General features: G+C 71.5%; 24 protein-coding genes and 3 tRNA genes. 19 read left to right on the forward strand and 8 right to left on the reverse strand.

Going from position 1 to position 25,678, the window contains the following annotated elements; all coding sequences use genetic code 11:
- Positions 1 to 168 precede the first annotated feature (168 nt).
- The 6 genes from rsmG to rpmH form a co-directional block, all read right to left on the reverse strand.
- Entirely contained in the window at positions 169 to 987 is an 819-nt protein-coding gene (gene rsmG, locus ACLWS4_RS29695) for a 16S rRNA (guanine(527)-N(7))-methyltransferase RsmG (protein WP_079271995.1), read from the reverse strand.
- Between the two features lie 159 nt (positions 988 to 1,146).
- A complete protein-coding gene (locus tag ACLWS4_RS29700) occupies positions 1,147 to 1,677 on the reverse strand; it encodes a protein jag (RefSeq protein ID WP_049655854.1) in 531 nt (176 codons plus the stop codon).
- An 82-nt stretch (positions 1,678 to 1,759) separates the two neighbouring features.
- Positions 1,760 to 2,932 (reverse strand): membrane protein insertase YidC, encoded by a 1,173-nt coding sequence (yidC, locus tag ACLWS4_RS29705; protein WP_049655853.1) that lies wholly within the window; start codon positions 2,930 to 2,932, stop codon positions 1,760 to 1,762.
- Positions 2,929 to 3,300 carry a membrane protein insertion efficiency factor YidD gene (gene yidD / locus ACLWS4_RS29710; protein WP_049655851.1) on the reverse strand — a complete coding sequence of 124 codons (372 nt, stop codon included), beginning with the start codon at positions 3,298 to 3,300 and terminating at the stop codon, positions 2,929 to 2,931. The genes yidC and yidD overlap by 4 nt, the downstream gene beginning before the upstream one ends.
- A complete protein-coding gene (rnpA, locus tag ACLWS4_RS29715) occupies positions 3,297 to 3,725 on the reverse strand; it encodes a ribonuclease P protein component (protein WP_049655849.1) in 429 nt (142 codons plus the stop codon). The genes yidD and rnpA overlap by 4 nt, the downstream gene beginning before the upstream one ends.
- A gap of 18 nt (positions 3,726 to 3,743) precedes the next feature.
- Positions 3,744 to 3,881, reverse strand: a complete 138-nt coding sequence (gene rpmH / locus ACLWS4_RS29720; RefSeq protein ID WP_030305394.1) for a 50S ribosomal protein L34 — start codon at positions 3,879 to 3,881, stop codon at positions 3,744 to 3,746.
- Between the two features lie 353 nt (positions 3,882 to 4,234).
- Here rpmH and dnaA point away from each other — a divergent pair, with 353 nt between their 5' ends.
- The 14 genes from dnaA to ACLWS4_RS29790 all read left to right on the forward strand — a co-directional run bounded on the left by dnaA (position 4,235) and on the right by ACLWS4_RS29790 (position 20,078).
- The gene (dnaA, locus tag ACLWS4_RS29725; RefSeq protein ID WP_388047238.1) at positions 4,235 to 6,094 is read left to right on the forward strand and encodes a chromosomal replication initiator protein DnaA; all 1,860 of its coding nucleotides are present in this window, start codon (positions 4,235 to 4,237) and stop codon (positions 6,092 to 6,094) included.
- 954 nt (positions 6,095 to 7,048) lie between these two features.
- Positions 7,049 to 8,179, forward strand: coding sequence for a DNA polymerase III subunit beta (gene dnaN / locus ACLWS4_RS29730; RefSeq protein ID WP_074001900.1), 1,131 nt, complete (start codon positions 7,049 to 7,051; stop codon positions 8,177 to 8,179).
- Positions 8,180 to 8,349: 170 nt separating this feature from the next.
- Positions 8,350 to 9,225 carry a phosphogluconate dehydrogenase (NAD(+)-dependent, decarboxylating) gene (gnd, locus tag ACLWS4_RS29735; RefSeq protein WP_049654622.1) on the forward strand — a complete coding sequence of 292 codons (876 nt, stop codon included), beginning with the start codon at positions 8,350 to 8,352 and terminating at the stop codon, positions 9,223 to 9,225.
- A 41-nt stretch (positions 9,226 to 9,266) separates the two neighbouring features.
- A complete protein-coding gene (gene recF / locus ACLWS4_RS29740; protein ID WP_049654621.1) occupies positions 9,267 to 10,400 on the forward strand; it encodes a DNA replication/repair protein RecF in 1,134 nt (377 codons plus the stop codon).
- Between the two features lie 192 nt (positions 10,401 to 10,592).
- Positions 10,593 to 11,132, forward strand: coding sequence for a DUF721 domain-containing protein (locus tag ACLWS4_RS29745; protein WP_049654619.1), 540 nt, complete (start codon positions 10,593 to 10,595; stop codon positions 11,130 to 11,132).
- 259 nt (positions 11,133 to 11,391) lie between these two features.
- On the forward strand, positions 11,392 to 13,416 hold the full coding sequence (gene gyrB / locus ACLWS4_RS29750) for a DNA topoisomerase (ATP-hydrolyzing) subunit B (protein WP_369808323.1): 2,025 nt from the start codon (positions 11,392 to 11,394) through the stop codon (positions 13,414 to 13,416).
- 56 nt (positions 13,417 to 13,472) lie between these two features.
- The gene (gene gyrA / locus ACLWS4_RS29755) at positions 13,473 to 16,082 is read left to right on the forward strand and encodes a DNA gyrase subunit A (protein WP_049654618.1); all 2,610 of its coding nucleotides are present in this window, start codon (positions 13,473 to 13,475) and stop codon (positions 16,080 to 16,082) included.
- A gap of 150 nt (positions 16,083 to 16,232) precedes the next feature.
- Positions 16,233 to 16,988: a DUF3566 domain-containing protein gene (locus ACLWS4_RS29760; protein WP_416875739.1), complete on the forward strand. Its 756-nt coding sequence runs from the start codon at positions 16,233 to 16,235 to the stop codon at positions 16,986 to 16,988.
- 260 nt (positions 16,989 to 17,248) lie between these two features.
- Positions 17,249 to 18,643 (forward strand): class I SAM-dependent methyltransferase, encoded by a 1,395-nt coding sequence (locus ACLWS4_RS29765; RefSeq protein ID WP_416875740.1) that lies wholly within the window; start codon positions 17,249 to 17,251, stop codon positions 18,641 to 18,643.
- A 16-nt stretch (positions 18,644 to 18,659) separates the two neighbouring features.
- A tRNA-Ile gene (locus tag ACLWS4_RS29770) sits at positions 18,660 to 18,736 on the forward strand.
- 102 nt (positions 18,737 to 18,838) lie between these two features.
- Positions 18,839 to 18,912 (forward strand) — tRNA-Ile (locus ACLWS4_RS29775).
- A 156-nt stretch (positions 18,913 to 19,068) separates the two neighbouring features.
- The gene (locus ACLWS4_RS29780; protein WP_117488751.1) at positions 19,069 to 19,431 is read left to right on the forward strand and encodes a DUF6191 domain-containing protein; all 363 of its coding nucleotides are present in this window, start codon (positions 19,069 to 19,071) and stop codon (positions 19,429 to 19,431) included.
- Between the two features lie 259 nt (positions 19,432 to 19,690).
- Positions 19,691 to 19,819, forward strand: a complete 129-nt coding sequence (locus ACLWS4_RS29785; RefSeq protein WP_014137031.1) for a DLW-39 family protein — start codon at positions 19,691 to 19,693, stop codon at positions 19,817 to 19,819.
- A 186-nt stretch (positions 19,820 to 20,005) separates the two neighbouring features.
- Positions 20,006 to 20,078, forward strand: a tRNA-Ala gene (locus ACLWS4_RS29790).
- 83 nt (positions 20,079 to 20,161) lie between these two features.
- On the opposite strand, the gene ACLWS4_RS29795 is transcribed toward ACLWS4_RS29790, so the two are convergent.
- Positions 20,162 to 20,896 carry a DUF5324 family protein gene (locus ACLWS4_RS29795; protein ID WP_049656800.1) on the reverse strand — a complete coding sequence of 245 codons (735 nt, stop codon included), beginning with the start codon at positions 20,894 to 20,896 and terminating at the stop codon, positions 20,162 to 20,164.
- A 259-nt stretch (positions 20,897 to 21,155) separates the two neighbouring features.
- On the opposite strand from ACLWS4_RS29795, the gene ACLWS4_RS29800 reads away from it, so the two are divergent.
- Positions 21,156 to 22,049 carry a rhomboid family intramembrane serine protease gene (locus ACLWS4_RS29800; RefSeq protein ID WP_416875741.1) on the forward strand — a complete coding sequence of 298 codons (894 nt, stop codon included), beginning with the start codon at positions 21,156 to 21,158 and terminating at the stop codon, positions 22,047 to 22,049.
- Between the two features lie 347 nt (positions 22,050 to 22,396).
- Here ACLWS4_RS29800 and crgA read toward each other — a convergent pair whose 3' ends face one another.
- Entirely contained in the window at positions 22,397 to 22,645 is a 249-nt protein-coding gene (gene crgA / locus ACLWS4_RS29805; protein WP_049656797.1) for a cell division protein CrgA, read from the reverse strand.
- A gap of 169 nt (positions 22,646 to 22,814) precedes the next feature.
- Here crgA and ACLWS4_RS29810 point away from each other — a divergent pair, with 169 nt between their 5' ends.
- The 4 genes from ACLWS4_RS29810 to ACLWS4_RS29825 all read left to right on the forward strand — a co-directional run bounded on the left by ACLWS4_RS29810 (position 22,815) and on the right by ACLWS4_RS29825 (position 25,649).
- Positions 22,815 to 23,579, forward strand: a complete 765-nt coding sequence (locus ACLWS4_RS29810) for a DUF881 domain-containing protein (protein WP_380745407.1) — start codon at positions 22,815 to 22,817, stop codon at positions 23,577 to 23,579.
- A 69-nt stretch (positions 23,580 to 23,648) separates the two neighbouring features.
- Positions 23,649 to 23,828 carry a hypothetical protein gene (locus ACLWS4_RS29815; protein WP_049656795.1) on the forward strand — a complete coding sequence of 60 codons (180 nt, stop codon included), beginning with the start codon at positions 23,649 to 23,651 and terminating at the stop codon, positions 23,826 to 23,828.
- A gap of 55 nt (positions 23,829 to 23,883) precedes the next feature.
- Positions 23,884 to 24,549: an aminodeoxychorismate/anthranilate synthase component II gene (locus ACLWS4_RS29820; RefSeq protein ID WP_074002166.1), complete on the forward strand. Its 666-nt coding sequence runs from the start codon at positions 23,884 to 23,886 to the stop codon at positions 24,547 to 24,549.
- A gap of 5 nt (positions 24,550 to 24,554) precedes the next feature.
- On the forward strand, positions 24,555 to 25,649 hold the full coding sequence (locus ACLWS4_RS29825) for a class E sortase (RefSeq protein WP_053112322.1): 1,095 nt from the start codon (positions 24,555 to 24,557) through the stop codon (positions 25,647 to 25,649).
- Positions 25,650 to 25,678 lie beyond the last annotated feature (29 nt).

Consider the following 25,678-nt stretch of genomic DNA (forward strand, 5'->3'; position numbering starts at 1 on the left):
CGACGTTTCACGGGAAACACCATGCCCGCTATGCCGGAAATCTGACGTTGCGACACTCCGGTGTCCAGCCGTCGACCCCACCGACACCTGAACGACGACGGGCGGACGTTCCCCCCTCGCAGGAGGCCCGTCCGCCCGTGCTCGTCAGGTGCCCGACGTCACGCCCGATCAGCGTCCGCGGCGCCGTCCGCCCCGGCCGCGCTCGCCGTTCCGGACGCTCGCGGTGCGGCCCGCCCGGGCCGCCTTGGCGCGCCGGGTGGCCGCCTTCACCCCGCCGGGGCTCTCCCCCGCCTTCACCTGGACCACCCGGGTCGAGGTCTCCAGGGTGCCCTCGCCGACGGCGATGACGCTCCACTCGACCGCACCCAGCTTGGCCAGTCCGGCCCGCGAGTCGGCCAGCTCCTGCTCCGCGCTGTCCCCCTTGAGCGCCAGCATCTGCCCGTGCGGGCGCAGCAGCGGCATGCCCCAGCCGGCCAGCCGCTCCAGCGGCGCCACCGCCCGGGCGGTCACCACGTCCACCGCGAGCTTGCCGACCATCTCCTCGGCGCGGCCGCGCAGCACCGTGACGTTGTCCAGCCCCAGCTCCCGGACGACCTCCTCCAGGAAGGTGGTCCGGCGCAGCAGCGGCTCCAGCAGCGTCACCGAGACGTCCGGACGGGCCAGCGCCACCGGGATGCCCGGCAGGCCGGCCCCGGAGCCGACGTCGCACAGGGTGATGCCGGAGGGCAGCAGCTCGGCCAGCACCGCGCAGTTCAGCACGTGGCGGTCCCAGAGCCGGGGCACCTCGCGGGGCCCGATCAGCCCGCGCTGCACGCCCGCGGTGGCCAGCAGCTCGGTGTAGCGGACTGCGGCGTCGTAGCGCTCCCCGAAGACCTCCCGGGCGGCAGCCGGTGCCTCGCCAGGGTGCTCCAGCTCGGTGGCCGGCCCCTCAGCGGCCGGGTCCACGTCCGCCCCCGGCCGGCCGGCAGCCGCGTTCTCCGTGTCCATCTCGACCTCTCCGATCCCCGGATCCACCGACCCGCTCAACGCACTGTTTCACGTGAAACATCCCAGAAGGGACGACGACCCCGCCCGCACGAGGCGGACGGGGTCGCGTCCGGTGAAGCTCTCCGGCCGCCGCGGCGGCCGGTCGTCGACCTGTCGGCCTCAGACCGGCAGCACGACCACGAACCGCTGGGGCTCTTCGCCCTCGGACTCGCTGCGCAGGCCGGCCGCGGCGACCGCGTCGTGGACGACCTTGCGCTCGAAGGGAGTCATCGGCCGCAGCTTGACCTGCTCGCCACTGCTCTTGGCCTGCTCGGCGGCCTGGGCGCCGAGCACCGCCAGCTCCTCGCGCTTGCGGGCCCGGAAGCCGGCAATGTCCAGCATGAGGCGACTGCGCTCGCCGGTCTCCCGGTGGACAGCCAACCGGGTCAGCTCCTGGAGGGCCTCCAGCACCTCGCCGTCCTGGCCGACCAGGCGCTGCAGCGCACGGTCGTTGCCGTCGCTGACGATGGAGACCAGGGCGCGGTCGCCCTCGACGTCCATGTCGATGTCACCGTCGAGGTCCGCGATGTCGAGCAGACCCTCCAGGTAGTCCGCCGCGATGTCGCCCTCCTGCTCCAGGCGGGAGATGAGGCTCTCGTCGGCGCTGGCGGCGGCCTCGGCCTCGACGGCGGAGGTGGTGCCTTCCGTCACTGATGGACTCCTTCGGAGATGGGCCCGTCTGTCGGGCCGGGGACGAAGCTCTTCGCGGCGGTCACAACGGGCTCGGGACCGGTCAGGACTTCTTCTTCGGCCGCTGGCCGCCACCGCGCTTCGGCTGCTGCCGGGTGCCCTGCTTGGTACCGGCGGGCTTCGCCGCGGCCTGCTTGGCGGCCGCCGGCTTGGCACCGGAGTCGGACGGCACGCTGTCGGACGGAGCCGTGTCGGCGGCTTCCTCCGCCTGGCTGTCCTTGTCCGGCTCGCCGGTCGGCTGTCCGACACCGGCCTGCTGGCGCTGGGCCTTGCTCTGCCGACGGGGCTGCTGGCGGCGCACCTGCACCGACTCCTCGACCACCGCGGCGGCGCTGGCCGCCTCGCTGACGGCCGCCTTGGACGGGGGCAGCATGCCCCAGAGCGCGCCCTTGATCTCCGTACCGTCCGGACGCAGCCGGCCGGCCTTCTTCAGACGGGCCTGACGCTCCTCGAAGGCCTTGCTGCCCGGGGTCGGGTTGTTGTGGATCACGACCAGCTGCTGGCCCATCGACCAGACGTTGGTGGTCAGCCAGTAGACCAGGACACCGACCGGGAAGTTGATGCCCATCACGGCGAACATGATCGGGAAGACGTACATCAGCATCTTCTGCTGCTGCATGAACGGCGTCTTCACCGAGAGGTCGACGTTCTTGGTCATCAGCTGGCGCTGGGTGACGAACTGCGACAGCGACATCAGGATGATCATCACGGCGGTGACGATCTTGACGCTGGTCTCGGGGCTGCCCACGAAGGTCGCGGAGAGCGGGGCACCGAAGATGTGCGCCTTGCCGGCGCTCACCAGCAGGTCACCGTGGATGACGCCGATGTCCTGGCCCTTGGCAACCTTGGCGAGCACCCCGTAGAGCGCGGTGAAGAACGGCGCCTGCACGATGATGGGAAGGCAGCTGGAGAACGGGTTGGTACCCGCCTCCTTGTACAGCTTCATCATCTCTTCGGACTGGCGCTGCCGGTCGTTCTTGTAGCGCTCCTGGATGGCCTTCATCTTCGGCTGGATCGCCTGCATGGCCCGGGTCGCCTTGATCTGCTTCACGAAGAGCGGGATCAGGCAGATCCGGATGACGACCACCATCGAGGCGATGGCAAGACCCCAGGCCCAGCCACCGTCCGGGTTGAAGATGTGGCTGTACAGCGAGTGGAACTGGACGATGATCCAGGACACCGCTGTGTACAGGGGATTCAGGAAGGAGAAGGTCACCGGTCAGGCTCCTTGGACAGGTGGATTGGCCGCACGGGGCCAATGGTCGCCGGGCCCTCGGGGTCCGGACCGGCGGGGGTGGCGGTCACCGGGTCTCCGGTGGCGGACCGGCTCTTCAGCCAGTCTCGCAACCGCCGGTGCCACACCGGATGCTTGCGCGGCGGGACATGATCGACCCCGCCGGGCGTCCACGGATTGCAGCGCAGGATGCGCCACACGGTCAGCCCACCGCCCTTGACCGCTCCGTGCACCTTCACGGCCTCGTAGCCGTAGTGCGAGCAGGAGGGGTAGTAACGGCAGACCGGACCGAGCAGTGGGCTGATGGTCCACTGGTAGACCCTGATCAGACCCATCAGCAGGTACTTCATCGACCTGCTCCCGTCGGCGCCGTGGCGGCGGGCTCCGTCCTCAGCAACCGCTTCAGTGCCGCGTCCAGGTCACGTTCGAGGTCCTGGTACGAGGCGGTCGCGGCCTGGGGCAGCGCACGCACCACTATCAGGCTACCGGCGGGCAGCCTGGAGAGACGATCACGAACGAGATGGCGCAACCGGCGCTTGACCAGGTTGCGAACGACCGCCGGGCCAACGGCCTTGCTCACGACGAAACCCGCACGCGCCGAAGGAGTCCCCTCGGCGACGTGCGGGCGGGAGTCGCTGGTCCGGTCGGTCTGCCCCTGCGGGTCACCGTCTCTGCTGAGATGGACGACCAGAAGGGGCCGGCCGGCCCGGCGACCGCGTTTCACCGCGGTCGCGAAGTCCTGGCGCCGCCGCAGCCGATTCTCGGAGGGCAGCACAACAGACTCTGGCGCGGATCAGGCGGACAGGCTGCTGCGGCCCTTGCCACGGCGGGCGGCCAGGATGGCGCGGCCGGCGCGGGTACGCATACGCAGCCGGAAGCCGTGGGTCTTCGCGCGACGACGGTTGTTCGGCTGGAAGGTGCGCTTGCTCACTCGGGGGCTCCTGAGGTGAATCGTAGGATGACGGGGAATCGCTTGGCCGTCACCGTGCGTCCGCGTGATCTCCCCTGATTCGGAAATCCGGCCCATCGCCCCAGTTCGGCTGGGGTTTGAGGCAATCCACGGCGCCCGTGCTGCGCGCCTTATGGAGCGGGTGGACCCGCGGACATGCGGCAGCGGCCATCGACAACTCGACCTGGTTACGGTACGCGGGACGGGGCACGGGGGTCAAACCAGCCGTCTCTCGCCCGTCTTACCCACAGCCTGTGGACAACGACTTGATCCGTCCCTGTTCGCTGACTACCGTTGCAGAACTTGTCTGGTTTGTTCTTGGAAAGCGTGCACCAGTGGCTGATGTCAACAGCGACCTCGTCCCGGTCTGGGCCAGGGTCGTCGAGCGGCTGGTCGCCGACCCCGATGTCGGGGAGATGGACAAACAGTGGGTGCAGCGCACCCAGCCGATGTGGATGATGCACGACACCGCCCTGCTGGCGACCCCGAACGAGCGGGCCAAGCAGGTGCTGGAGGGCCGGCTGCTGCCGCAGCTGACCGAGGCCCTCAGCCGTGAGCTCAGCCGCCCGGTCCGGATCGCCGTGATGGTCGACGCCAACGCGGTGCCGACCACCCCCGCGCCCGCCCCCCAGGCCCCCGCCGAGCCCTACCCGGGCCCGGCCGAGGACGACGACACCCCCGGCTACGGCGGCCAGGGCTACCAGCAGCCGTACGAGCACGGCCAGCCCTATGAGCAGCCGCAGCCGTACGAGCAGGGCCAGGGGTACGAGCAGGACTACGAGCGCCCCCGCTACGACACCGGCGGCTACGAGCAGCGCCAGGCCCCGTACGGCGGCCCCGGCGGCGGCCCCGGCTGGCAGGGCTACCAGGAGCAGCCGCCCGGCTACCGCGACGCGGCGGAGCCCGCGTCCCGTCCGGCGCCGCGGCCCGTCCCCGGCCCGCCCGCGACCACCCAGGGCGACCTCTTCGGCGGCGCCTACGGCCCCGGCCCGAACGAGCAGCCCCGCACCGGCGCCGGCCGTCGGGCCGGCGGCTCCCGCCCCACCGGCGGCCGCCCGGCCGAGAAGGCCGCCCCGGAGCGCTCCGCCGAGCGTCCCGGCGTCCCCGGCGTGCCCGCCCCGCCCGGCGCTCCCCCGGCCGGCGGCTCCCGCAAGGACGAGCCGGCCGCCCGGCTGAACCCCAAGTACCTGTTCGACACCTTCGTCATCGGCGCCAGCAACCGCTTCGCGCACGCGGCGGCGGTGGCGGTCGCCGAGGCTCCGGCCAAGGCGTACAACCCGCTCTTCATCTACGGCGAGTCCGGGCTGGGCAAGACCCACCTGCTGCACGCCATCGGGCACTACTCGCGCAGTCTCTTCCCGGGCACCCGGGTGCGCTACGTGTCCTCGGAGGAGTTCACCAACGAGTTCATCAACTCGATCCGGGACGGCAAGGCGGACACCTTCCGCCGCCGCTACCGGGACATGGACATCCTGCTCGTGGACGACATCCAGTTCCTCGCGAGCAAGGAGTCCACGCAGGAGGAGTTCTTCCACACCTTCAACACCCTGCACAACGCGAACAAGCAGATCGTCCTCTCCTCGGACCGGCCGCCCAAGCTGCTGACCACGCTGGAGGACCGGCTGCGCAACCGCTTCGAGTGGGGTCTGATCACCGACGTCACCCCGCCGGAGCTGGAGACCCGGATCGCGATCCTGCGCAAGAAGGCGATCCAGGAGCAACTCAACGCTCCCGCCGACGTGTTGGAGTTCATCGCCTCCCGGATCACCCGCAACATCCGGGAGTTGGAGGGCGCGCTGATCCGGGTGACCGCCTTCGCCAACCTCAACCGGGCCCCGGTGGACCTGGAGTTGGCCGGGATCGTCCTCAAGGACCTGATCCCGGGCGGGGACGAGGACGCCGGCCCGGAGATCACCGCGCAGGTCATCATGCAGCAGACCGCCGCCTACTTCGGCCTGGGCGTGGACGACCTCTGCGGGTCCTCGCGCAGCCGGGTGCTGGTGACGGCCCGGCAGATCGCGATGTACCTCTGTCGCGAGCTCACCGACCTCTCGCTGCCGAAGATCGGCGCGCAGTTCGGCGGCCGCGACCACACCACGGTGATGCACGCGGACCGCAAGATCCGCTCGCTGATGGCCGAGCGGCGCTCGATCTACAACCAGGTCACCGAACTCACCAACCGCATCAAGAGCTAGCCGGAGCAGGCACGGCGGGGCCCCGGGTCCGAGGACGGGCCCCCAAGGGCGTCAGGAGCGAATCCTGACGCCCTTTCTCGTGTCCCCAGGTGTGCGTCGCGCGCCGGCTGGGCAGGGATGCCCTCGACGGACGGTCCGCCAGTCCACAGCCCGCGCCGAACAACTGACCGGTGATTCGAAACCCGGGGGCGCGCAAGGCCGTTGTCCACAGGACGGGCCCCTCCGCCGCCGTCCACAGGGTGGGGAGTGCGGAGTTATCCAGAATTCGTCCACAGGCCCGTCGCCGCTACGCTCTTCCGCGCAGGTCAGGTGCCTGTGGACTTGTGCACAACGGTTATCCACAGGGTGTGGACAATTGACGGGCCCACAGTGGGCCGTCCGGGTTATCCACCGGTTGTCCCCAGGGGAGGGCCGGTTATCCCCAGGTTGTCCACAGCGGCGTCCACAGTTCGACAACCGTGGGCTGGCGTTCATACCCTGGTGTGAAAGGCGTCACGTAAAGTTGACCGGCGCCCGTGGATAACCGGGCCCGGATCTGGGGACAGCCCTGGGGATAACCTGTGGATACCCTGCGTGCCCTGTGGGTAACGCTCGGCTGTCCACAGCGCGGCCTGCCCGTCCACAGCCGCCGTCCACACCCGCTGTGGACAAAATTCGGGCTCTGACCTGCGGAAACGGGGTTATCCACGGTTTCCACAGGCCCTACTACTACCACTACACATTTAGACCCCGGACTTGCTTTCAAAGTGGGTGGGCCCCGAATCTGTGGACAACCGGGCCCCGACAACAGTTCGGGTCGCTTCCGCCCGTCTGCCCCGTCTGTCGGCGGAGTACGTCAGACTGTCCTTGCGACTGGAAGCGGAGTGACCGAGCTCGGTGGACAGCCGAACCGACGATCAAGATCAGACGAACCAGAGTGCGAGCGGGAGCGCTCGATCCAGGAGGCGGTTACCGGTGAAGTTCCGGGTGGAGCGTGACGTCCTCGCGGAGGCGGTGGCCTGGGCTGCCCGCAGCCTCCCGGCACGGCCGCCGGTGCCGGTGCTGGCCGGCCTGCTGCTGACCGCGCAGGAGGGCAGCCTGGCGCTGTCCGGCTTCGACTACGAGGTCTCGGCCCGGGTCGAGCTGGAGGCGGACGTCGAGGAGGCCGGCACCGTCCTGGTCTCCGGCCGGCTGCTGAACGACATCTCCCGCAACCTCCCCAACCGGCCGGTGGAGATCTCCACCGACGGCCAGCGGGTCAGCGTGGTCTGCGGCAGCTCCCGGTTCACCCTCCCCACCCTCCCGGTGGACGAGTACCCGGCGCTGCCCCAGATGCCGACCGCCACCGGCACCGTCTCCGGTGACGTCTTCGCCTCGGCCGTCAGCCAGGCCGCGGTCGCCGCCGGCCGGGACGACACCCTCCCGGTGCTCACCGGTGTCCGGGTCGAGATCGAGGGCGACCGGATCACCCTGGCCGCCACCGACCGCTACCGCTTCGCCGTCCGCGAGCTGCTGTGGAAGCCCGAGCAGTCGGACATCTCCGCCGTCGCGCTGGTCCCGGCCAAGACCCTCCAGGACATCGCCAAGTCCCTGGGCAGCGGCGACAACGTCTCCATCGCGCTCTCCTCGGGCGGCGCGGGCGAGGGCCTGATCGGTTTCGAGGGTGCCGGCCGCCGGACGACCACCCGGTTGCTGGAGGGCGAGTTCCCCAAGTTCCGCAGCCTCTTCCCGACCGAGTTCAACGCGATCGCGGCGATCCAGACCCAGCCCTTCCTGGAGGCGCTCAAGCGCGTCTCGCTGGTCGCCGAGCGCAACACCCCGGTCCGCCTCAACTTCGAGGAGGGCGTGCTGACGCTGGAGGCCGGTTCGGGCGACGACGCCCAGGCCACCGAGCGGATCGAGGCCTCCCTGGAGGGCGACGCCATCTCGATCGCGTTCAACCCGGGCTACCTGGAGGAGGGCCTCAAGGCCATCGACTCCCCCTTCGCCCAGCTCAGCTTCACCACCCCGACCAAGCCCGCGCTGCTCAGCGGCAAGGTCTCGGTGGACGCCGAGGAGGACAAGGCCTACCAGTACCTGATCATGCCGGTCCGCCTCTCCGGCTGATCCCGCCCGTCCTTCGTCCACAGGCTGTGCACACCCGCTGTGCACAGCCTGTGGCCGTCTCCCCCGGCCGGCCCCGACCGCAGCCGGGCGGGGCCGCTCCAGCGCGTAGGCTCAAGGAGTGCGGCAACGGCGCCGCCGGCAGGCACGTCACCACAGGTAAGGACTTGGTCATGGAGCTCGGCCTCATCGGTCTCGGCAAGATGGGCGGCAACATGCGCGAGCGGATCCGCCGCGCCGGCCACACCGTCATCGGCTACGACCGCAACCCTGACATCTCCGACGTCGAGAGCCTCCAGGAGCTCGTCAGCAAGCTCCAGGGCCCGCGCGTGGTCTGGGTCATGGTCCCGGCGGGCGCCGCCACCCAGGCGACCGTCGACGAGCTCGCCGAGCTGCTCTCCCCCGGCGACGTGGTGGTCGACGGCGGCAACTCCCGCTGGACCGACGACGTCAAGCACGCCGAGGCGCTGGCCGCCAAGGGCATCGGCTTCGTGGACTGCGGCGTCTCCGGCGGCGTCTGGGGCCTGGAGAACGGCTACGCGCTGATGTACGGCGGCGACGCCGAGCACGTCGCGAAGGCCCAGCCGGTCTTCGACGCCCTCAAGCCCGAGGGCGAGTTCGGCTCGGTGCACGCGGGCGCGGTGGGCGCCGGCCACTTCGCCAAGATGGTCCACAACGGCATCGAGTACGCGATGATGCAGGCCTTCGCCGAGGGCTGGGAGCTGCTGGAGGCCGCCCCCGAGGTCACCGACGTGCGCGACGTCTTCCGCAGCTGGCAGGAGGGCACCGTCATCCGCTCCTGGCTGCTGGACCTGGCCGTCCGCGCCCTGGACGAGGACGAGCACCTGGACAAGCTGCGCGGCTGGGCCGCCGACTCCGGCGAGGGCCGCTGGACCGTCGAGGCCGCGATCGACCACGCCGTGCCGCTGCCGGCGATCACCGCCTCGCTGTTCGCCCGCTTCGCCTCCCGCCAGGAGGACTCGCCGCAGATGAAGATGATCGCCGCGCTGCGCAACCAGTTCGGCGGCCACGCGGTCGAGTCCAAGTAACCAGCAGGTCCTCCCCAAGAAGGCGGGCGCAGTCCACAGCCATGCACGTCGCGCACCTGTCGCTCGCCGACTTCCGGTCGTACGCCCGGGCCGAGGTTCCCCTCGACCCGGGCGTGACCGCCTTCGTGGGGCCCAACGGCCAGGGCAAGACCAACCTGGTCGAGGCGATCGGCTACGTGGCCACCCTGGGCAGCCACCGGGTCGCCACCGACGCCCCGCTGATCCGGCTGGGCGCCGAGCGGGCGGTGGTCCGCACCTCGGTGGTGGACCGCGGCCGGTCCACCCTGATCGAGCTGGAGCTCACCCCGGGCAAGGCCAACCGGGCCCGGATCAACCGCTCCGACAACGTCCGCCCGCGGGACGTCCTGGGCCTGCTGCGCACCGTGCTGTTCGCTCCCGAGGACCTCAGCCTGGTCAAGGGCGACCCGGGTGAGCGGCGGCGCTTCCTGGACGAGCTGCTGACCGCCCGGGCACCCCGGCTGGCCGGGGTGCGGCAGGACTACGAGCGGGTGCTCAAGCAGCGCAACGCCCTGCTGAAGACCGCCGCGATGGCCCGCCGGGCCGGCGGCGGCAAGGGCGCCGACCTGTCCACCCTGGAGGTCTGGGACGGCCATCTGGCCCGCGCCGGCGCCGAGTTGACGGCCTTCCGGATCCAGCTGGTGGCCGCCCTGCAGCCCCTGGTGGCGGCCGCGTACGGGCAGCTGGCCCCCGGCGGCGGCGAGACCGCCCTGGAGTACCGCAGCTCCTTCGAGGGCGAGCTGCCGACCAGTCGCGAGCAGGCCGAGGAGCAGCTGCTGAACGCGCTGCAGGCGGTCCGCAAGCAGGAGGTCGAGCGAGGTGTCACCCTGGTCGGCCCGCACCGCGACGAGCTGGGGCTCAAGCTCGGCCCGCTGCCCGCCAAGGGCTACGCCAGCCACGGCGAGTCCTGGTCGTTCGCGCTGGCGCTGCGGCTGGCCTCGTACGAGCTGCTGCGTGCCGACGGCGGCGAGCCGGTGCTGATCCTGGACGACGTGTTCGCCGAGCTGGACGCCGCCCGCCGGGACCGGCTGGCCGAGCTGGTGGCCGGCGGCGAGCAGGTGCTGGTGACCGCGGCGGTCGCCGAGGACGTGCCGAAGGCGCTGGCCGGCGCCCGGTTCGCGGTCTCCGACGGCGCGGTGCGCCGGGTCGACGCCTGACCGCGCCCCGCGTCCGCACCGCTGCACACCCCTCCACCCGCACCACCACACCGCCGTCACCGGACCGCGACCGCTTCCGCGCACCGCGCGCCCCCGCCCCGGCCCGAGGGGCCCGGCGGCTCCCGTAGGCTGGACGGCTCGGCGGGCGCGCGACCGCGACCGTTGTCCACAGGCTGGGGAAAGGAGATCGCCGTGAGCGAGCCGGCGGAGCACTCCCCCGAGCCCGGTGCCCCGGCGCCGACCGGTGCCGACCTCGCCCGCTCCGCGCTGCGCGCGGCCCGGGCCCAGGCCCGTCAGCGCGGCGAGCAGGTCCGGGAGAAGCGCGAGGCGAAGCGGCACGGCCTGCGCAGCGGCGCCCGCTCGGACGGCCGCGACCCGGTCCCGCTGGGCGCGGCGCTCAACCGGCTGCTGACCGAGCGCGGCTGGGAGTCCTCGGCCGCCGTCGGCGGGGTGATGGGCCGCTGGCCGCAGATCGTCGGCCCGGACATCGCCGCGCACTGCCACCCCTCCTCCTACGACGAGGCCGCCGCGGTGCTCACCGTGCAGTGCGACTCCACCGCCTGGGCCACCCAACTTCGCTGGCTGGCACGGCAGTTGGTGGCCCGTCTGAACCACGAGCTGGGCCACGGGACGGTCCGGACCATCAAGGTGCTCGGCCCCGCGGCGCCCGCCCGCGGCTACGGCCGGCTGCGCGCGCCCGGGAGCAAGGGGCCGGGCGACACCTGGGGCTGACCGGGACCTCGGACGGCCGGCGGGGGCGCGGATCGGATGGCGATCTTCCGGAACCCCTGACAGCCCTTCCAGGCGCCCTGGGCCCCCCGGGCGAGTATCGGGACATGTCCCGAGGGGATTCAGGGCGGCATATCTGCCCTCAAGGGCTGCCAAACGCCCATCTCTGTCAGTCGTACCGGTAGACTGAAAGCCAAACACTGTTGCTAGTGGCAACCGAGTCGAAACGCTGTGGTCGCACGCCCGCCCGTACGGGGTGGGCATGCGACCCGTGCTGTGCCAGAGAGGGCGCTTCGTGGCCGATTCCGGCAACCCCAGCCAGACCCCAGACCAGTCCGAGCAGGCTTCCTACACCGGTAGCAACATCCAGGTGCTGGAAGGCCTCGACGCCGTCCGCAAGCGCCCCGGCATGTACATCGGTTCGACGGGCGAGCGCGGCCTGCACCACCTGGTGCAGGAGGTCGTGGACAACTCCGTCGACGAGGCGATGGCCGGGCACGCCGACACCATCGACGTCACGATCATGGCCGACGGCGCCATCCGCTGCGTCGACAACGGCCGCGGCATCCCGGTGGACATCGTCCCCGGCCAGGACAAGCCCGCCGTCGAGGTCGTGCTCACCGTCCTGCACGCCGGCGGCAAGTTCGGCGGCGGCGGCTACGCCGTCTCCGGCGGTCTGCACGGCGTGGGCGTCTCCGTGGTGAACGCGCTGTCCACCCGGCTCTCGGTGGAGATCCACCGGGACGGCCACATCTGGACCCAGGACTACAAGATGGGCGCGCCGACCGCCCCCCTGGTCAAGGGCGCGGAGACCGACCGCACCGGCACCACGGTGACCTTCTGGGCCGACGGCGACATCTTCGAGACCACCGTCTACTCCTTCGAGACGCTCTCCCGGCGCTTCCAGGAGATGGCCTTCCTCAACAAGGGCCTGTCGATCTCGCTGACCGACGAGCGCCCCGAGCACGCGGACGAGGAGGGCAAGCCGCTCACCGTCACGTACAAGTACGACGGCGGCATCGCCGACTTCGTCGCCCACCTCAACTCCCGCAAGGGCGAGGTCGTCCACCCCTCGGTGATCGACTTCGAGGCGGAGGACAAGGACAAGGCGATCTCGGTGGAGATCGCGATGCAGTGGAACTCCTCCTACACCGAGGGGGTCTACAGCTTCGCCAACACCATCCACACCCACGGCGGCGGCACCCACGAGGAGGGCTTCCGCGCCGCGCTGACCGGCCTGGTCAACCGCTACGCGCGGGACAAGAAGCTGCTCCGCGAGAAGGACGACAACCTCTCCGGCGAGGACATCCGCGAGGGTCTGACCGCGATCATCTCGGTCAAGCTCGGCGAGCCCCAGTTCGAGGGCCAGACCAAGGACAAGCTCGGCAACACCGAGGCCAAGACCTTCGTCCAGAAGGTCGTCCACGAGCACCTCAACGACTGGCTGGACCGCAACCCCAACGAGGCCGCGGACATCATCCGCAAGTCCATCCAGGCCGCCACCGCGCGCGTCGCCGCCCGCAAGGCCCGCGACCTGACCCGCCGCAAGGGCCTGCTGGAGTCCGCCTCGCTGCCGGGCAAGCTCTCGGACTGCCAGTCCAAGGACCCGTCCGAGTGCGAGATCTTCATCGTCGAGGGTGACTCCGCCGGCGGCTCGGCCAAGCAGGGCCGCGACCCGCGCACCCAGGCCATCCTGCCGATCCGCGGCAAGATCCTGAACGTCGAGAAGGCCCGGATCGACAAGGTCCTCCAGAACACCGAGGTCCAGGCGCTCATCTCGGCCTTCGGCTGCGGCATCCAGGAGGACTACGACGAGTCCAAGCTGCGGTACCACAAGATCGTCCTGATGGCCGACGCCGACGTCGACGGACAGCACATCCGCACCCTGCTGCTCACCCTGCTGTTCCGCTTCATGCGGCCGCTGGTCGAGTCCGGGTACGTCTACCTCGCCATGCCGCCGCTGTACAAGATCAAGTGGGGCAAGGACGACTTCGAGTACGCCTACTCCGACCGCGAGCGCGACGCGCTCATCGCGGCCGGGGTGGAGGCCGGGCGCCGGCTGCCCAAGGACGACGCGATCCAGCGCTTCAAGGGTCTCGGCGAGATGAACGCCGAGGAGCTCCGGGTCACCACCATGGACGCCGAGCACCGCCTGCTGCTCCAGGTCACCCTGGAGGACGCCGCCCGTGCCGACGAGCTGTTCTCCGTGCTGATGGGCGAGGACGTCGAGGCGCGCCGCTCCTTCATCCAGCGCAACGCCAAGGACGTTCGCTTCCTGGACGTGTGACGCCTGCACCGCAGGCCCCGCACGTTCCAGTCCGCGTGAAAGGAAACTGACCACCAGTGGTCGACGACAACCGTCCCGAAGGCGAACAGCCCGAGACCCCCGCAGCCGAGGGCACCGCCCAGGTGACCATGCGGATCGAGCCGGTCGAGCTCGAGACCGAGATGCAGCGCTCCTACCTCGACTACGCGATGAGCGTGATCGTCAGCCGGGCGCTCCCCGAGGTCCGCGACGGCCTCAAGCCGGTGCACCGCCGCGTGCTCTACGCGATGTACGACGGCGGGTACCGGCCCGAGAAGGGCTACTACAAGTGCGCCCGCGTCGTCGGCGACGTCATGGGCAACTACCACCCGCACGGTGACACCTCGATCTACGACACCGTGGTCCGCCTGGCCCAGCCGTGGTCGCTGCGGATGCCGCTGGTGGACGGCAACGGCAACTTCGGCTCCCCGGGCAACGACCCGGCGGCGGCGATGCGCTACACCGAGTGCAAGCTGATGCCGCTGGCCATGGAGATGATGCGCGACATCGACGAGGAGACCGTCGACTTCGCGCCCAACTACGACGGCCGCTCGCAGGAGCCGACCGTCCTGCCCGCGCGCATCCCCAACCTGCTGGTCAACGGTGCCACCGGCATCGCGGTCGGCATGGCCACCAACATCCCGCCGCACAACCTCCGCGAGGTCGCCTCCGGCGCGCTCTGGTACCTGGAGAACCCGGAGGCCTCCGCCGAGGAGCTGCTGGACGCCCTGGTCGAGCGGATCAAGGGCCCCGACTTCCCGACCGGCGCGCTGATCGTCGGCCGCCGCGGGATCGACGACTACTACCGCACCGGCCGCGGCTCGGTCACCATGCGGGCCGTGGTCGAGGTCGAGGAGATCCAGGGCCGCCAGTGCCTGGTGATCACCGAGCTGCCGTACCAGGTCAACCCGGACAACCTCGCGCTGAAGATCGCCGACCTGGTCAAGGACGGCAAGATCGCCGGCATCGCCGACGTCCGGGACGAGTCCTCGTCCCGCACCGGCACCCGCCTGGTGGTCGTGCTCAAGCGCGACGCGGTCGCCAAGGTCGTGCTGAACAACCTGTACAAGCACACCGAGCTGCAGACCAACTTCGGCGCCAACATGCTGGCCCTGGTCGACGGCGTGCCGCGCACGCTGTCGCTCGACGCCTTCATCCGGCACTGGGTCAACCACCAGGTCGAGGTCATCGTCCGGCGCACCACCTTCCGGCTGCGCAAGGCCGAGGAGCGCGCCCACATCCTGCGCGCCCTGCTGAAGGCCCTGGACCTGATCGACGAGGTCATCGCGCTGATCCGGGCCTCGGCCAGCGCCGACGCCGCCCGCACCGGTCTGATGGGCCTGCTCGACATCGACGAGCTCCAGGCCAACGCGATCCTGGAGATGCAGCTGCGCCGGCTGGCCGCCCTCGAGCGCCAGCGGATCATGGACGAGCACGACGAGCTCCAGCGCAAGATCGACGAGTACAACGCGATCCTGGCCTCGCCGGTCCGCCAGCGGGAGATCATCTCCGAGGAGCTCACCGCGATCGTCGACAAGTACGGCGACGAGCGGCGCTCGACCCTCATCCCCTCCGACGGCGACCTCTCCATCGAGGACCTCATCGCCGAGGAGGACATCGTCGTCACGATCACCCGTGGCGGCTACGTCAAGCGGACCCGCTCCGACCTCTACCGCTCGCAGAAGCGCGGCGGCAAGGGCGTGCGCGGTGCCCAGCTGAAGCAGGACGACATCGTCGACCACTTCTTCGTGACGACGACCCACAACTGGATCCTGTTCTTCACCAACAAGGGCCGGGTCTACCGCGCCAAGGGCTACGAGCTGCCGGACGCCGGGCGCGACGCCCGCGGCCAGCACGTCGCCAACCTGCTGGCCTTCCAGCCGGACGAGCACATCGCCCAGGTGATGGCCGTGCGGACGTACGAGGACAAGCCGTACCTGGTCCTCGCCACCCGGGCCGGCCTGGTGAAGAAGTCCGCGCTCAAGGACTACGACTCGCCGCGCTCCGGCGGCCTGATCGCGATCAACCTGCGCCAGGACGAGGAGGGCCAGGACGACGAGCTGATCGGCGCCGAGCTGGTCTCCGCCGAGGACGACCTGCTGCTGGTCTCCAAGAAGGCCCAGTCGATCCGCTTCACCGCGACCGACGACGCCCTGCGCCCGACCGGCCGCGCCACCTCCGGCGTCAAGGGCATGGCCTTCCGCGAGGACGACGAACTGCTCTCGATGAACGTCGTCCGTCCGGGCACCTACGTCTTCACCGCCACGGACGGCGGCTACGCCAAGCGCACCGGGGTGGACGAGTACCGTGTCCAGGGGCGCGGCGGCTACGGCACCAAGGCGGCGAAGATCGTCGAGGGCCGGGGCTCGCTGGTCGGCGCGCTCGTGGTCGACGAATCCGACGAGATCATGGCGATCACCCTCTCGGGTGGGGTGATCCGCACGAGGGTTTCCGAGGTTCGTGAAACCGGACGTGACACCATGGGCGTCCAACTGATCAACCTCGGAAAGCGCGACGCGGTCGTGGGCATGGCCCGCAACGCGGAGGCCGAGGACGAGGAGACGGCGGAGGACGAGGTGGCGGGTACCGAGTCCACCGAGACGGCCGAGGGAGCGGAGACGGCGGTCGACGGAGACGTCGAGGCCTGAACCGAACCGCAGACCGGTGCCGCCGCGTCCAGAGTATGGATGCGGCGGCACCGGACGCCGACCAGTTCCGGGCAATCCCGCCGGGCGCTGGATGACGAGTGACGAAGCAGGGCGGCGCCGCCGTCCTGGTGGGAAGTGCGGGAGGACCAGGTGAGTGGAGCCACGGGTGCTGCGGGAGGAACCTCCGGCGGCCGTCCGGGCGCGCAGGGCGGGGGTGCGTACGGCGTTCCGCAGCCGCCGACCGAGCACTCGGCCGCGTCCACCTCGCTGATGCCGCCGGCCGGTGGAGCGGGCCAGAGCGGTGCGACCTACGGGGGGCAGACGCCCGCGCCGCCGAGCGGCCAGGCCGGCTTCTCGCAGCCGACCACGTACGCCAAGGGGCAGCCGACCCCGGCCCGGGGCACCCGGAGCCCGGGCCACACCCCGGCGGGCGGGACCCCGGTCGGGGCGACCCCGGTCGGCGGCACCCCCACCGGGGCGGCGCGCCGCCCCGCCGGTGCCCCCGCGGCCGCGACCGGCGGGGCCGGCCTCGGCCGGACCCGCAAGGCCCGGCTGCGGGTGACCAAGGTGGACCCGTGGTCGGTGATGAAGGTCAGCTTCCTGCTGTCGCTGGCCGTCGGCATCATCATCATCGTGGCCGCGGCCGTGCTGTGGATGACGCTGGACTCGCTCGGCGTCTTCGACTCGCTGACCAAGACCCTCAAGGACGTCACCGGCTCGGACAGCAGCGGCGGCCTCAACCTGATGGACTACGTCGGCTTCGGCAAGGTGATGACCTTCACCACGCTGATCGCCGTGGTCGACGTCGTCCTGCTGACCGCCCTGTCCACGCTCTCCGCGTTCATCTACAACGCGGCGGCCGGCTTCACCGGCGGTGTCGAGCTCACCCTGGCCGAGGAGGACTGATCCCGGCCGGATCCTGACGCTCGCTCAGCTCCCCGTCCGCGGACGGAATGCACGGGCCCCACCCGCTGTTGCAGCGGGTGGGGCCCGTCGGCATTTCGGGTGACAGCCGGCCGCTCGCGGCGTGCCACCCGGAAACCGGGCGGCCGCGGTGGGACAAGCTGGGTGCCGCCCGTCCCGCGCCTGGGAGTGCCGCAGGCCGCCCCCGGTCCGCCCGACCGGGTCAGCTGAGGTTCCGCAGGACGACTGGACGGAGGCGCGCGGTGGCGAAGCTCGCAGGTCAACTGGTCGAAGCCCTCGAAGGGCTGTTGGGGGTCCCGGTACCGCTGCGGGTGCAGGCCTGGGACGGCAGCACCGCCGGGCCGCCGGGCGCGCCCACCGTGGTCCTGCGCAACCGCCGGGCGCTGCGCCGGCTGGTCTGGCAGCCGGGCGAGCTGGGCCTGGCCCGGGCCTACGTCGCGGGGGACCTGGAACTCGCCCCCGGCACCGACCTGTACGAGACGCTCTCCGCCGTCGCCCGCTTCGCCGAGCGGCCGGAGGTCCGCACCCTGGCCCTCGGGCCGCGCGAGGCGCTCGGCCCCAAGGGCCGCCGGGTGCTCGCCGCCGCGCTGCGGGCCGGGGCGGTCGGCCTCGAGCCCGAGCCACCCCGCGAGGAGGTCCGCAGGGCCGCAGGGCGGCTGCACAGCCGCAGCCGCGACCGCGCGGCCATCAGCCACCACTACGACGTCGGGAACGACTTCTACCGGATCGTGCTGGGCTCCTCGATGGTCTACTCGTGCGCCTACTGGGCGCCCGAGGCGAAGAGCCTGGAGGCGGCCCAGGAGGCCAAGCTCGACCTGATCTGCCGCAAGCTCGGCCTGCGCCCCGGGATGCGCCTGCTGGACGTCGGCTGCGGCTGGGGCTCGCTGCTGCTGCACGCGGCGAAGCACTACGGGGTCACCGCGGTCGGCGTCTCCATCTCCACGGAGCAGGTCGCGCTGGCCCGCGCCAGGGTCGAGGAGGCCGGGCTGTCCGACCGGGTCGAGGTCCGGCTCCAGGACTACCGGGAGATCACCGACGGGCCCTTCGACGCGATCTCCAGCGTCGGGATGGCCGAGCACGTCGGCTCCGAGCAGTACCGGGTCTACGCCGAGGGCCTGTACCGGCTGCTGGTGCCCGGCGGCCGGCTGCTCAACCACCAGATCGCCCGCCGCCCCGACATCCCCGGGGTGCCGCACCGCACCAGCCCCTTCATCGACCGCTACGTCTTCCCGGACGGCGAGCTCTCCCCCGTCGGGTCCACGGTGGCCCGGCTGGAGGAGGCCGGCTTCGAGGTCCGGGACGTCGAGTCGCTGCGGGAGCACTACGGGCTGACCCTGCGCGAGTGGGTGGCCAACCTGGAAGCGCACTGGACGGAGGCGGTCCGGCTGGTCGGCCGCGGCCGGGCCCGGGTCTGGCGGCTGTACATGGCGGCTTCCGCGCTCGCCTTCGAGCAGAACCGGATCGGGATCAACCAGGTCCTCGCCGTCCGCAGCACCGAGGAGGGCGCGGCGGGCCTGCCGCCGACCCGCGAGGAGTGGCTGCTGCGCCCCTCCGTGGGTGCGCCGCAGCTGGTCGCGGGGGGTGCCGCCGCAGCCCCGGCCGACCCGGATTTGGGAGATCGGCCGTCGGTCCGCTAATCTTTCAGTGCGGCAAGGGCCTATAGCTCAGACGGTTAGAGCGCTTCCCTGATAAGGAAGAGGCCACAGGTTCAAGTCCTGTTAGGCCCACCACCGCGAAGGGCCCGGAGTGATCCACTCCGGGCCCTTCGACAGTTCTTGAGATCGGGCGGGGCCGCGGATCGGCCGGCATCCGGTACGATCTCTCATCGGTGAGGGCCTATAGCTCAGACGGTTAGAGCGCTTCCCTGATAAGGAAGAGGCCACAGGTTCAAGTCCTGTTAGGCCCACCTCCCCGAAGGGCCCGGAGTGATCCACTCCGGGCCCTTCGACGTTTCCCGCCGCGCTGCCTCCGCGCGTCCCGCCGCGTTCCCGCCGCCGGACCGGGAACCGCGCGCCCCTCCCGACGGTTCTCGGGGGAGGGACGGTGGAGGGTTGGTGACGGCATGGCGGTGTTCTGGGCGATGAGCATCCCCGGACTGGTCTGCGCCCTGGTGGTGCTGGCCGCGCTCGATCAACTGGCACTGCGGGCGCGCCGCGCCCGCTGGGTGCCCTGGCGGGGGACGGGCCGGGAGGGGCAGATCTCGGCCACCGGGTTCGAGCAGCTGCACGCGCAGTTCGCCGCGGGCAAGCAGCACGAGCTGGACGAACGTCGCAGCACCCTGATGCTGCGGGACGAGGAGGGCGAGGGGGCGCCGCCGCGGACCAGGGTGGACCTGGCGAACGGCACCGCCGTGGTGGTGGCGCCGGGCCGCCCGGCGGACGGGACGGCGGGCGGACCCGCGGACGGCTCGGCGGGCCGGGTCTGATCCGCGGGCGCGCGGGACGGTCCGGGCACGGTCGGACCGCCCGCCAGGAGGTGCGGCGTCAATCCTGGGACCGGACCGCCGGGTTGGCCGCACCGGTGGCTGGTCACGATTGGGACACCGGTGTGTATCATCGGCCGCAAGGGCAGTCTGGCACCCGGCCGCCCGTTCGCGCTCGAAACACAACTGGACTCGTCGGCCCGGTCAGTCCGGCCGGATCCGGCTCTTGAGTCCACCAACGCAAGAAGGACGAGGTCCCGCGGTGAAGAAGCTTCTCCTGGTCGCCCTGGTCGCCCTCGGCGGCTTCTTTGTCTACCGTCAGGTCCAGGCGGACCGCGCCGAGCAGGACCTGTGGACCGAGGCCACCGACCCGGTCCCGGCCGGTCGCTGAGCCCCCGGCGATCTGACGATCGACGAACTCCGGAGGCGCCCGTCGGCGCCTCCCGGGCCGGCCGGCCCGGTCGACGAACCGGACCGGCCGACCCCTTGGAACGGCACCGTTCCGGGGGGACGGCGCTGGGAATCGCGCCGGAAACCGGTACGCTAGTGCCCGTTGGCACGCGCGCGGTGCCGTCGAGGGGCATTAGCTCAGTTGGTAGAGCGCTGCCTTTGCAAGGCAGATGTCAGGAGTTCGAGTCTCCTATGCTCCACAGCCCACAGCAGTAGCGGATCGGCCGCCGACCTGGATCCTGGTCGGCGGCCGATCGGCGTTTGCGGGCGTTCGCCCGTACGGTCAGCGCGACCCGGGGCCGTCCTCGGCGGGGCCGTCCTTCCCGGCGGTCGGGGACCCGTCCGTCGACTCGGCGACGGCCTCCGGGCCGGAGCCGTTCACCGGCGTGGAGGCGGCGTGCGCCCCGGCCGGCCGGGGCTCCTGCGGGGCCGGGGGCTCGACCAGCCACTCCGGGTTGCTGTGCCGGCGCCACCACTGCCAGGCCACGATGCCGCCGCCGATCGCCAGCAGGCCGGCCACGGCGAGGCCGGTGGCCAGGCGGTTGCACTGCTCCTTCCTGGCGTTCCGGGCGGCCAGTTCGCTGATCTCGGCCGAGCTGACGTTGCCCTGGAGAGCGGTCAGCGCGGCGGCGCCGCGGGCCTGGGCCTCGTGGGCGACCGGGCCGACGGTGGCGCGGGCCTCCTCGACCGCCTGGGCGACCCTGGGGCCGACGGTGGCGCGCGCCTGGTCCGCGGCCCGGGCGGCGGACAGGCGGGCCGCCAGAGCGGCCTCCTGGGCCCGGTGGAGGGCCTTCAGGGTGTTCTGCTGGGCCTCCGGCGGCAGGTTGGCGAAGGCCTGGCCGAACTGGGGGGCGAGGTGCCGGTCGTACTGGCAGCGGAGGTGGTGGGCGGCCTGTGCGGCCTTCGGACCGAAGGCGTCCAAGGCGGGGCCGAGGCGCTGCTTGGCGCCGTCCGCGAACTGTGCGGCGGTGTCCCGGGTCCTGGTGGCCGTCTCACGGGCCGAATCCGAAAAGCTCACGAGTCTCTCCTCCTGGGTGGTGTCCTTTATGCACATATCCACCTGAATGCTGATCATGCATGCTGATTTGTCCGGAGGCATGTCGGGGTGGGCCGTACGCGGGGCTCCTGCCGGGGCGGGCCGGACGGGGCGGGCGTGAGGACAGGGCCCCGGCGGGGCGGAGAAAGCCGGGTCCGGCTGTGGGGGAGCCGGTCCGGGGGCGGGGGCGCGGCAGTAGGCTGGCGGTTTCGGAGGTCGTGTACGGGAAGGGGACCCGCTGATGCTCCCGGACGAGCCGAGGCCGTCGGTCGACCGGTCCCCGGAGGCCGGACCGCCCGACTGCTACCGGCACCCGCAGACCCCCACCGGGGTCTCCTGCACCCGCTGCGAGCGGCCGATCTGCCCGCAGTGCATGGTGACCGCCTCGGTGGGCTTCCAGTGCCCCGAGTGCGTCGGCAACGGCCACACCGGGTCGCGGCAGGCGACCACCCGGTTCGGCGGAGCCCTGGCCGCCGACGGCGGGCTGGTCACCCGGGTGCTGATCGGGCTCAACATCGTGGTCTGGGTGCTGGCCGCCTTCGTGCTCACCCCGCGGCTGGGCCAGACCTGGTCGCTGTTCAGCGCCGGGCGGGACATCCTCGGCGGCCCGGCGGGCATCGCCGACGGCCCGGACCAGTGGTACCGGCTGCTGACCGCCACCTTCCTGCACCTGGAGTGGTGGCACGTCGGGATGAACATGCTGGTGCTGTACTGGCTCGGCCCGTCGCTGGAGGAGGCGCTCGGCCGGCTCCGCTTCCTGGCCCTCTACCTGCTCTCCGGCCTGGGCGGCAGCACCTTCGCCTTCCTGGTGGCCGGCGGCTGGATGAACTCGGTGGGCGCCTCCGGGGCGGTCTTCGGGCTGATCGGCGCCACGATCGTGCTGCAGCTGCGGAACAGGGGCCCGCTCGGCCCGGCGATGGCGTTCCTGGTCTTCAACCTGGTGGTCACCTTCTCCCGCCCGGGCGTCGACTGGCGGGCGCACGTCGGCGGCCTGCTGCTCGGCTCGCTGACGGCGGTCGGCCTGATGTACGCCCCGCGCGAGCGCCGCGGCCTGGTGCAGGGGCTGACGGTGGCGGGCGCGGTGGCGGTCGAGGCGGGGATGCTGCTGGCCGGGACGGTCCTCTACGGGGCCTGACCCCTCGGACGTTTGTCCACAGCGGGTGCGGGGTTGTGCACAGGCTGTGCGACCACCGGGGTGCGGACTGGTGTTCTACGCGTGTCCTGCTGTGCGGTTCTCCCGTTCCCGGGGAGTTGTGCACAGCTGTGGACGAGCCCGCCGGGGAAAGTTATCCACAGGCCCGGGGGACTTTTCCCCAGTGTGGATAACCATGTGGATAAGCCCGACAGTCCGATGGTGGGGATAACCGACCGGATTCCGGTGCGCTCCCGCCCGGCTCCGGGCACGCCTGACCGCCGCCCCGGGACGAGCGATCCGGAGCGGCGGGAAACGGCTCGAAGCCGAGCCTCAGGACGGGCGGAGCGTCACTTCCACTGGGTGGAGACGCCGAAGCCGGCGGCGATGAAGCCGAAGCCGACCAGGATGTTCCAGTTGCGCCAGCTCTCGACCGGGTAGGTGCCGCTGGTCACGTAGTAGGTGACGATCCACACCAGGCCGATCAGGAACAGCGCGAGCATCAGCGGCGCGACCCAACCACGGCCCGAACTGATCTTCACCGCGGCCGTGGTCGGCGGGGTGTAGTCGGACTTCTTGCGGAGTCGAGACTTCGGCACGAGGAGCTCTCCTGTCGATGCGCTGTGAGACCGCGCAGGGTGCAGCGGGTGGAATCGGCCGCGGTCGGCTGTGGAGAAACGTCCTGGGGACCGCTCCGCCACATGCCACCGGCGTCCGTTAGCGTAGTGGCTCGGCGGGTCTAGAGGAGATAAGGGTACGGTGACTAATTTGTCGATTCCCCCTGAGCCGGCCCGTACCCGCCGTTCCGGCACCCGAATTGTCGGACGTGCCCTGACCTGCGCCGTCTTCGCGCTCGCCGGACTGCTCTTCTACATCAGCGCGCAGACCGCCCGCGGCACCGACCTGCGGACCGACAACTCGTTGCTCAGCCTCGGCGACGTGGTCCGCCAGCGCAGCGCCCAGAACCAGCAGGCGCAGTCCCAGCTCGCCGACCTCCAGGCCCGCGCCCAGCAGCTAACCGAGCAGCAGGGCCACGACCCCGCCAACGCCGCGCAGCTGGGCGGCCTGCGCTCCGGCGCGGCCCTGGAGCCGCTCCAGGGCGGCGGCCTGACCGTCACCCTCAACGACGCCCCGCCGAACGCCACCGCGCGCATCCCGGGAGTGCCCGAGCCCGGCGTCAACGACCTGGTCATCCACCAGCAGGACATCCAGGCCGTCGTCAACGCGCTGTGGCGGGGCGGCGCCGAAGGGGTGCAGGTGATGGACCAGCGGCTGATCTCCACCAGCGCCGTCCGCTGCGTCGGCAACACCCTGCTGCTCCAGGGCCGGGTCTACTCCCCGCCGTACGTGGTCAGGGCGGTCGGGCGGACCGACACCCTGCGCTCGGCCGTCGAGGCGGACCCGACGGTCCGCAACTACCTCCAGTACGTCCAGGCGTACGGGCTGGGCTGGAAGGTCCAGGAGAGCGGCGAGCTGAGCCTGCCCGGCTACTCCGGCACCACCGAGCTGCGTTCGGCGGGCGGCCAGCAGTAGCGGACCGGCCCCGCGGGCGCGCACGGCGGGTCTACTCTTTAACCCAGTCCGCTACGTCGAGGGAGCACCATGTACGGCTGGATCTGGCGTCACCTCCCGGGGAACACCCTGGTCCGGGCCGTCATTTCGCTGCTCCTCGTGCTGGGGATCGTCTACCTCCTCTTCACCTACGTCTTCCCGTGGGCGGAACCGCTGCTCCCCTTCGGCGACGTCACAGTGGACGGCGGCGACGGCGCCGCGACCGGCTGAGCCGGCGGGCCCGGCACTCCCTTCCCGCACCGCACCCCACGGAGACCACGCGCGCATGACGACCCGGCCGACCACTCCGCCCCGCATCCTGGTGGTGGACAACTACGACAGCTTCGTCTTCAACCTGGTCCAGTACCTGTACCAGCTCGGCGCCACCTGCGAGGTGGTGCGCAACGACGAGGTGACCGTCGAGCACGCCGTCCGCCGCTCCGGCGACGAGGGCTTCGACGGGGTGCTGCTCTCCCCCGGGCCCGGCGCCCCGGAGGAGGCCGGGGTCTGCATCGAGATGGTGCACCACTGCGCGCGGATCGGGCTGCCGGTGTTCGGCGTCTGCCTGGGCCTCCAGTCGATCGCGGCCGCGTACGGCGCCGTGGTCGGCCGGGCGCCCGAGCTGCTGCACGGCAAGACCTCGCCGGTCGAGCACGAGGACGGCGGGGTCTTCGAGGGCCTGCCCTCGCCGCTGACCGCGACCCGCTACCACTCGCTCGCGGTCGAGCCGGCCACCGTGCCGGCCGAACTGGTGGTCACCGCGCGCACCGGGAGCGGCGTGATCATGGGGCTCAGGCATCGTGAACTGCCGGTCGAGGGCGTGCAGTTCCACCCCGAGTCGGTGCTCACCGAGGGCGGGCACCGGATGCTCGCCAACTGGCTCGCGGAGTGCGGCTTCCCGCAGGCGGTCGACCGGTCGGCCGGGCTCGCCCCGGTGATCGGCCGGGGCTGACCGGCGTGACCTCGCTGCGTCCGGAGGGGCGTTTCCAGCCGGAGGCGGACCCGTACGGCACCGCGCAGCAGTACGGCGGGCCCCGGTACCCGGGCCAGGACGACGGCACCGGCGGTGCGCCGTACCGGCAGGGGATCCCGGTGCAGACCGTGCCCGAGGACGCCTGGGGCGTGTACGAGCAGGCCCAGGAGCCCATCGTGGACGGGCCCGAGTACCCCTGGCTGCCCGACCAGACCCTCCAGCTGCGGCTGCCCCTGGACCTCGGCGCGCCGGCCGCCGAACCGGCCCCCACCGGTGGCCGGGCCGAGCGCCGCCGCGCCGCCCAGGGCCGCACCTCGCTGCGCTCCGGCAGCGGCCGGCGCCGGTCGAACGGCCGCGGCGCCGGGCGGGTGCGCCCCCGGGAGTCCGTGCTCGTGGTGGCCGCCCGGAGCGTCGGCGAGCTGTGCATCACGCTCGGCGTGGTGATGCTGCTCTTCGTCGCGTACCAGCTCTGGTGGACCAACGTGCAGGCCGACGCGGCCGCCGACGGGGCCCGCAACCAGCTGGAGCAGCAGTTCAACGCGGCCGTCGCGCCCGTCCAGCCGGGGCAGCCGGCCCCGGCGCCGGACAAGCCCGAGGTGTTCGAGCCCGGCAAGGGCTTCGCCATCATCTACCTGCCCAAGCTGGGGCTGAAGTTCCCGATCGCCGAGGGCACCTCCAAGTCGGGGGTGCTCGACAACGGCCTGGTCGGCCACTACACGGGAACCGGGATGCCGGGCGACAAGGCGGGCAACTTCGCGCTGGCCGCCCACCGCAACACCCACGGCGAGCCGTTCCGGTACATCAACCAGCTCGGCAAGGGCGACAAGATCGTGGTGGAGACCGCGGCCGGCTACTACACCTACGAGGTCACCGGGGGCATCCCGGAGACCTCCCCCAACAACGTGAGCGTGATCAAGCCGGTGCCGAACGGCGCGGGGTACGCCGGTCCGGGCCGCTACATCACCCTGACCACCTGCACGCCGGAGTTCACCTCCAAGTTCCGCCTCATCGTCTTTGGCAAGATGATCGAGGAACGGCCGCGTGCCCAGGGCAAGCCGGCCGCGATCACGGGCGGGTAGCCGCCCGGCCGCCCGGCCCGGAGGGGGAG

This window comes from Kitasatospora sp. SC0581 (assembly GCF_048159585.1).
In the GTDB taxonomy this organism is placed as follows: Bacteria; Actinomycetota; Actinomycetes; order Streptomycetales; family Streptomycetaceae; genus Kitasatospora.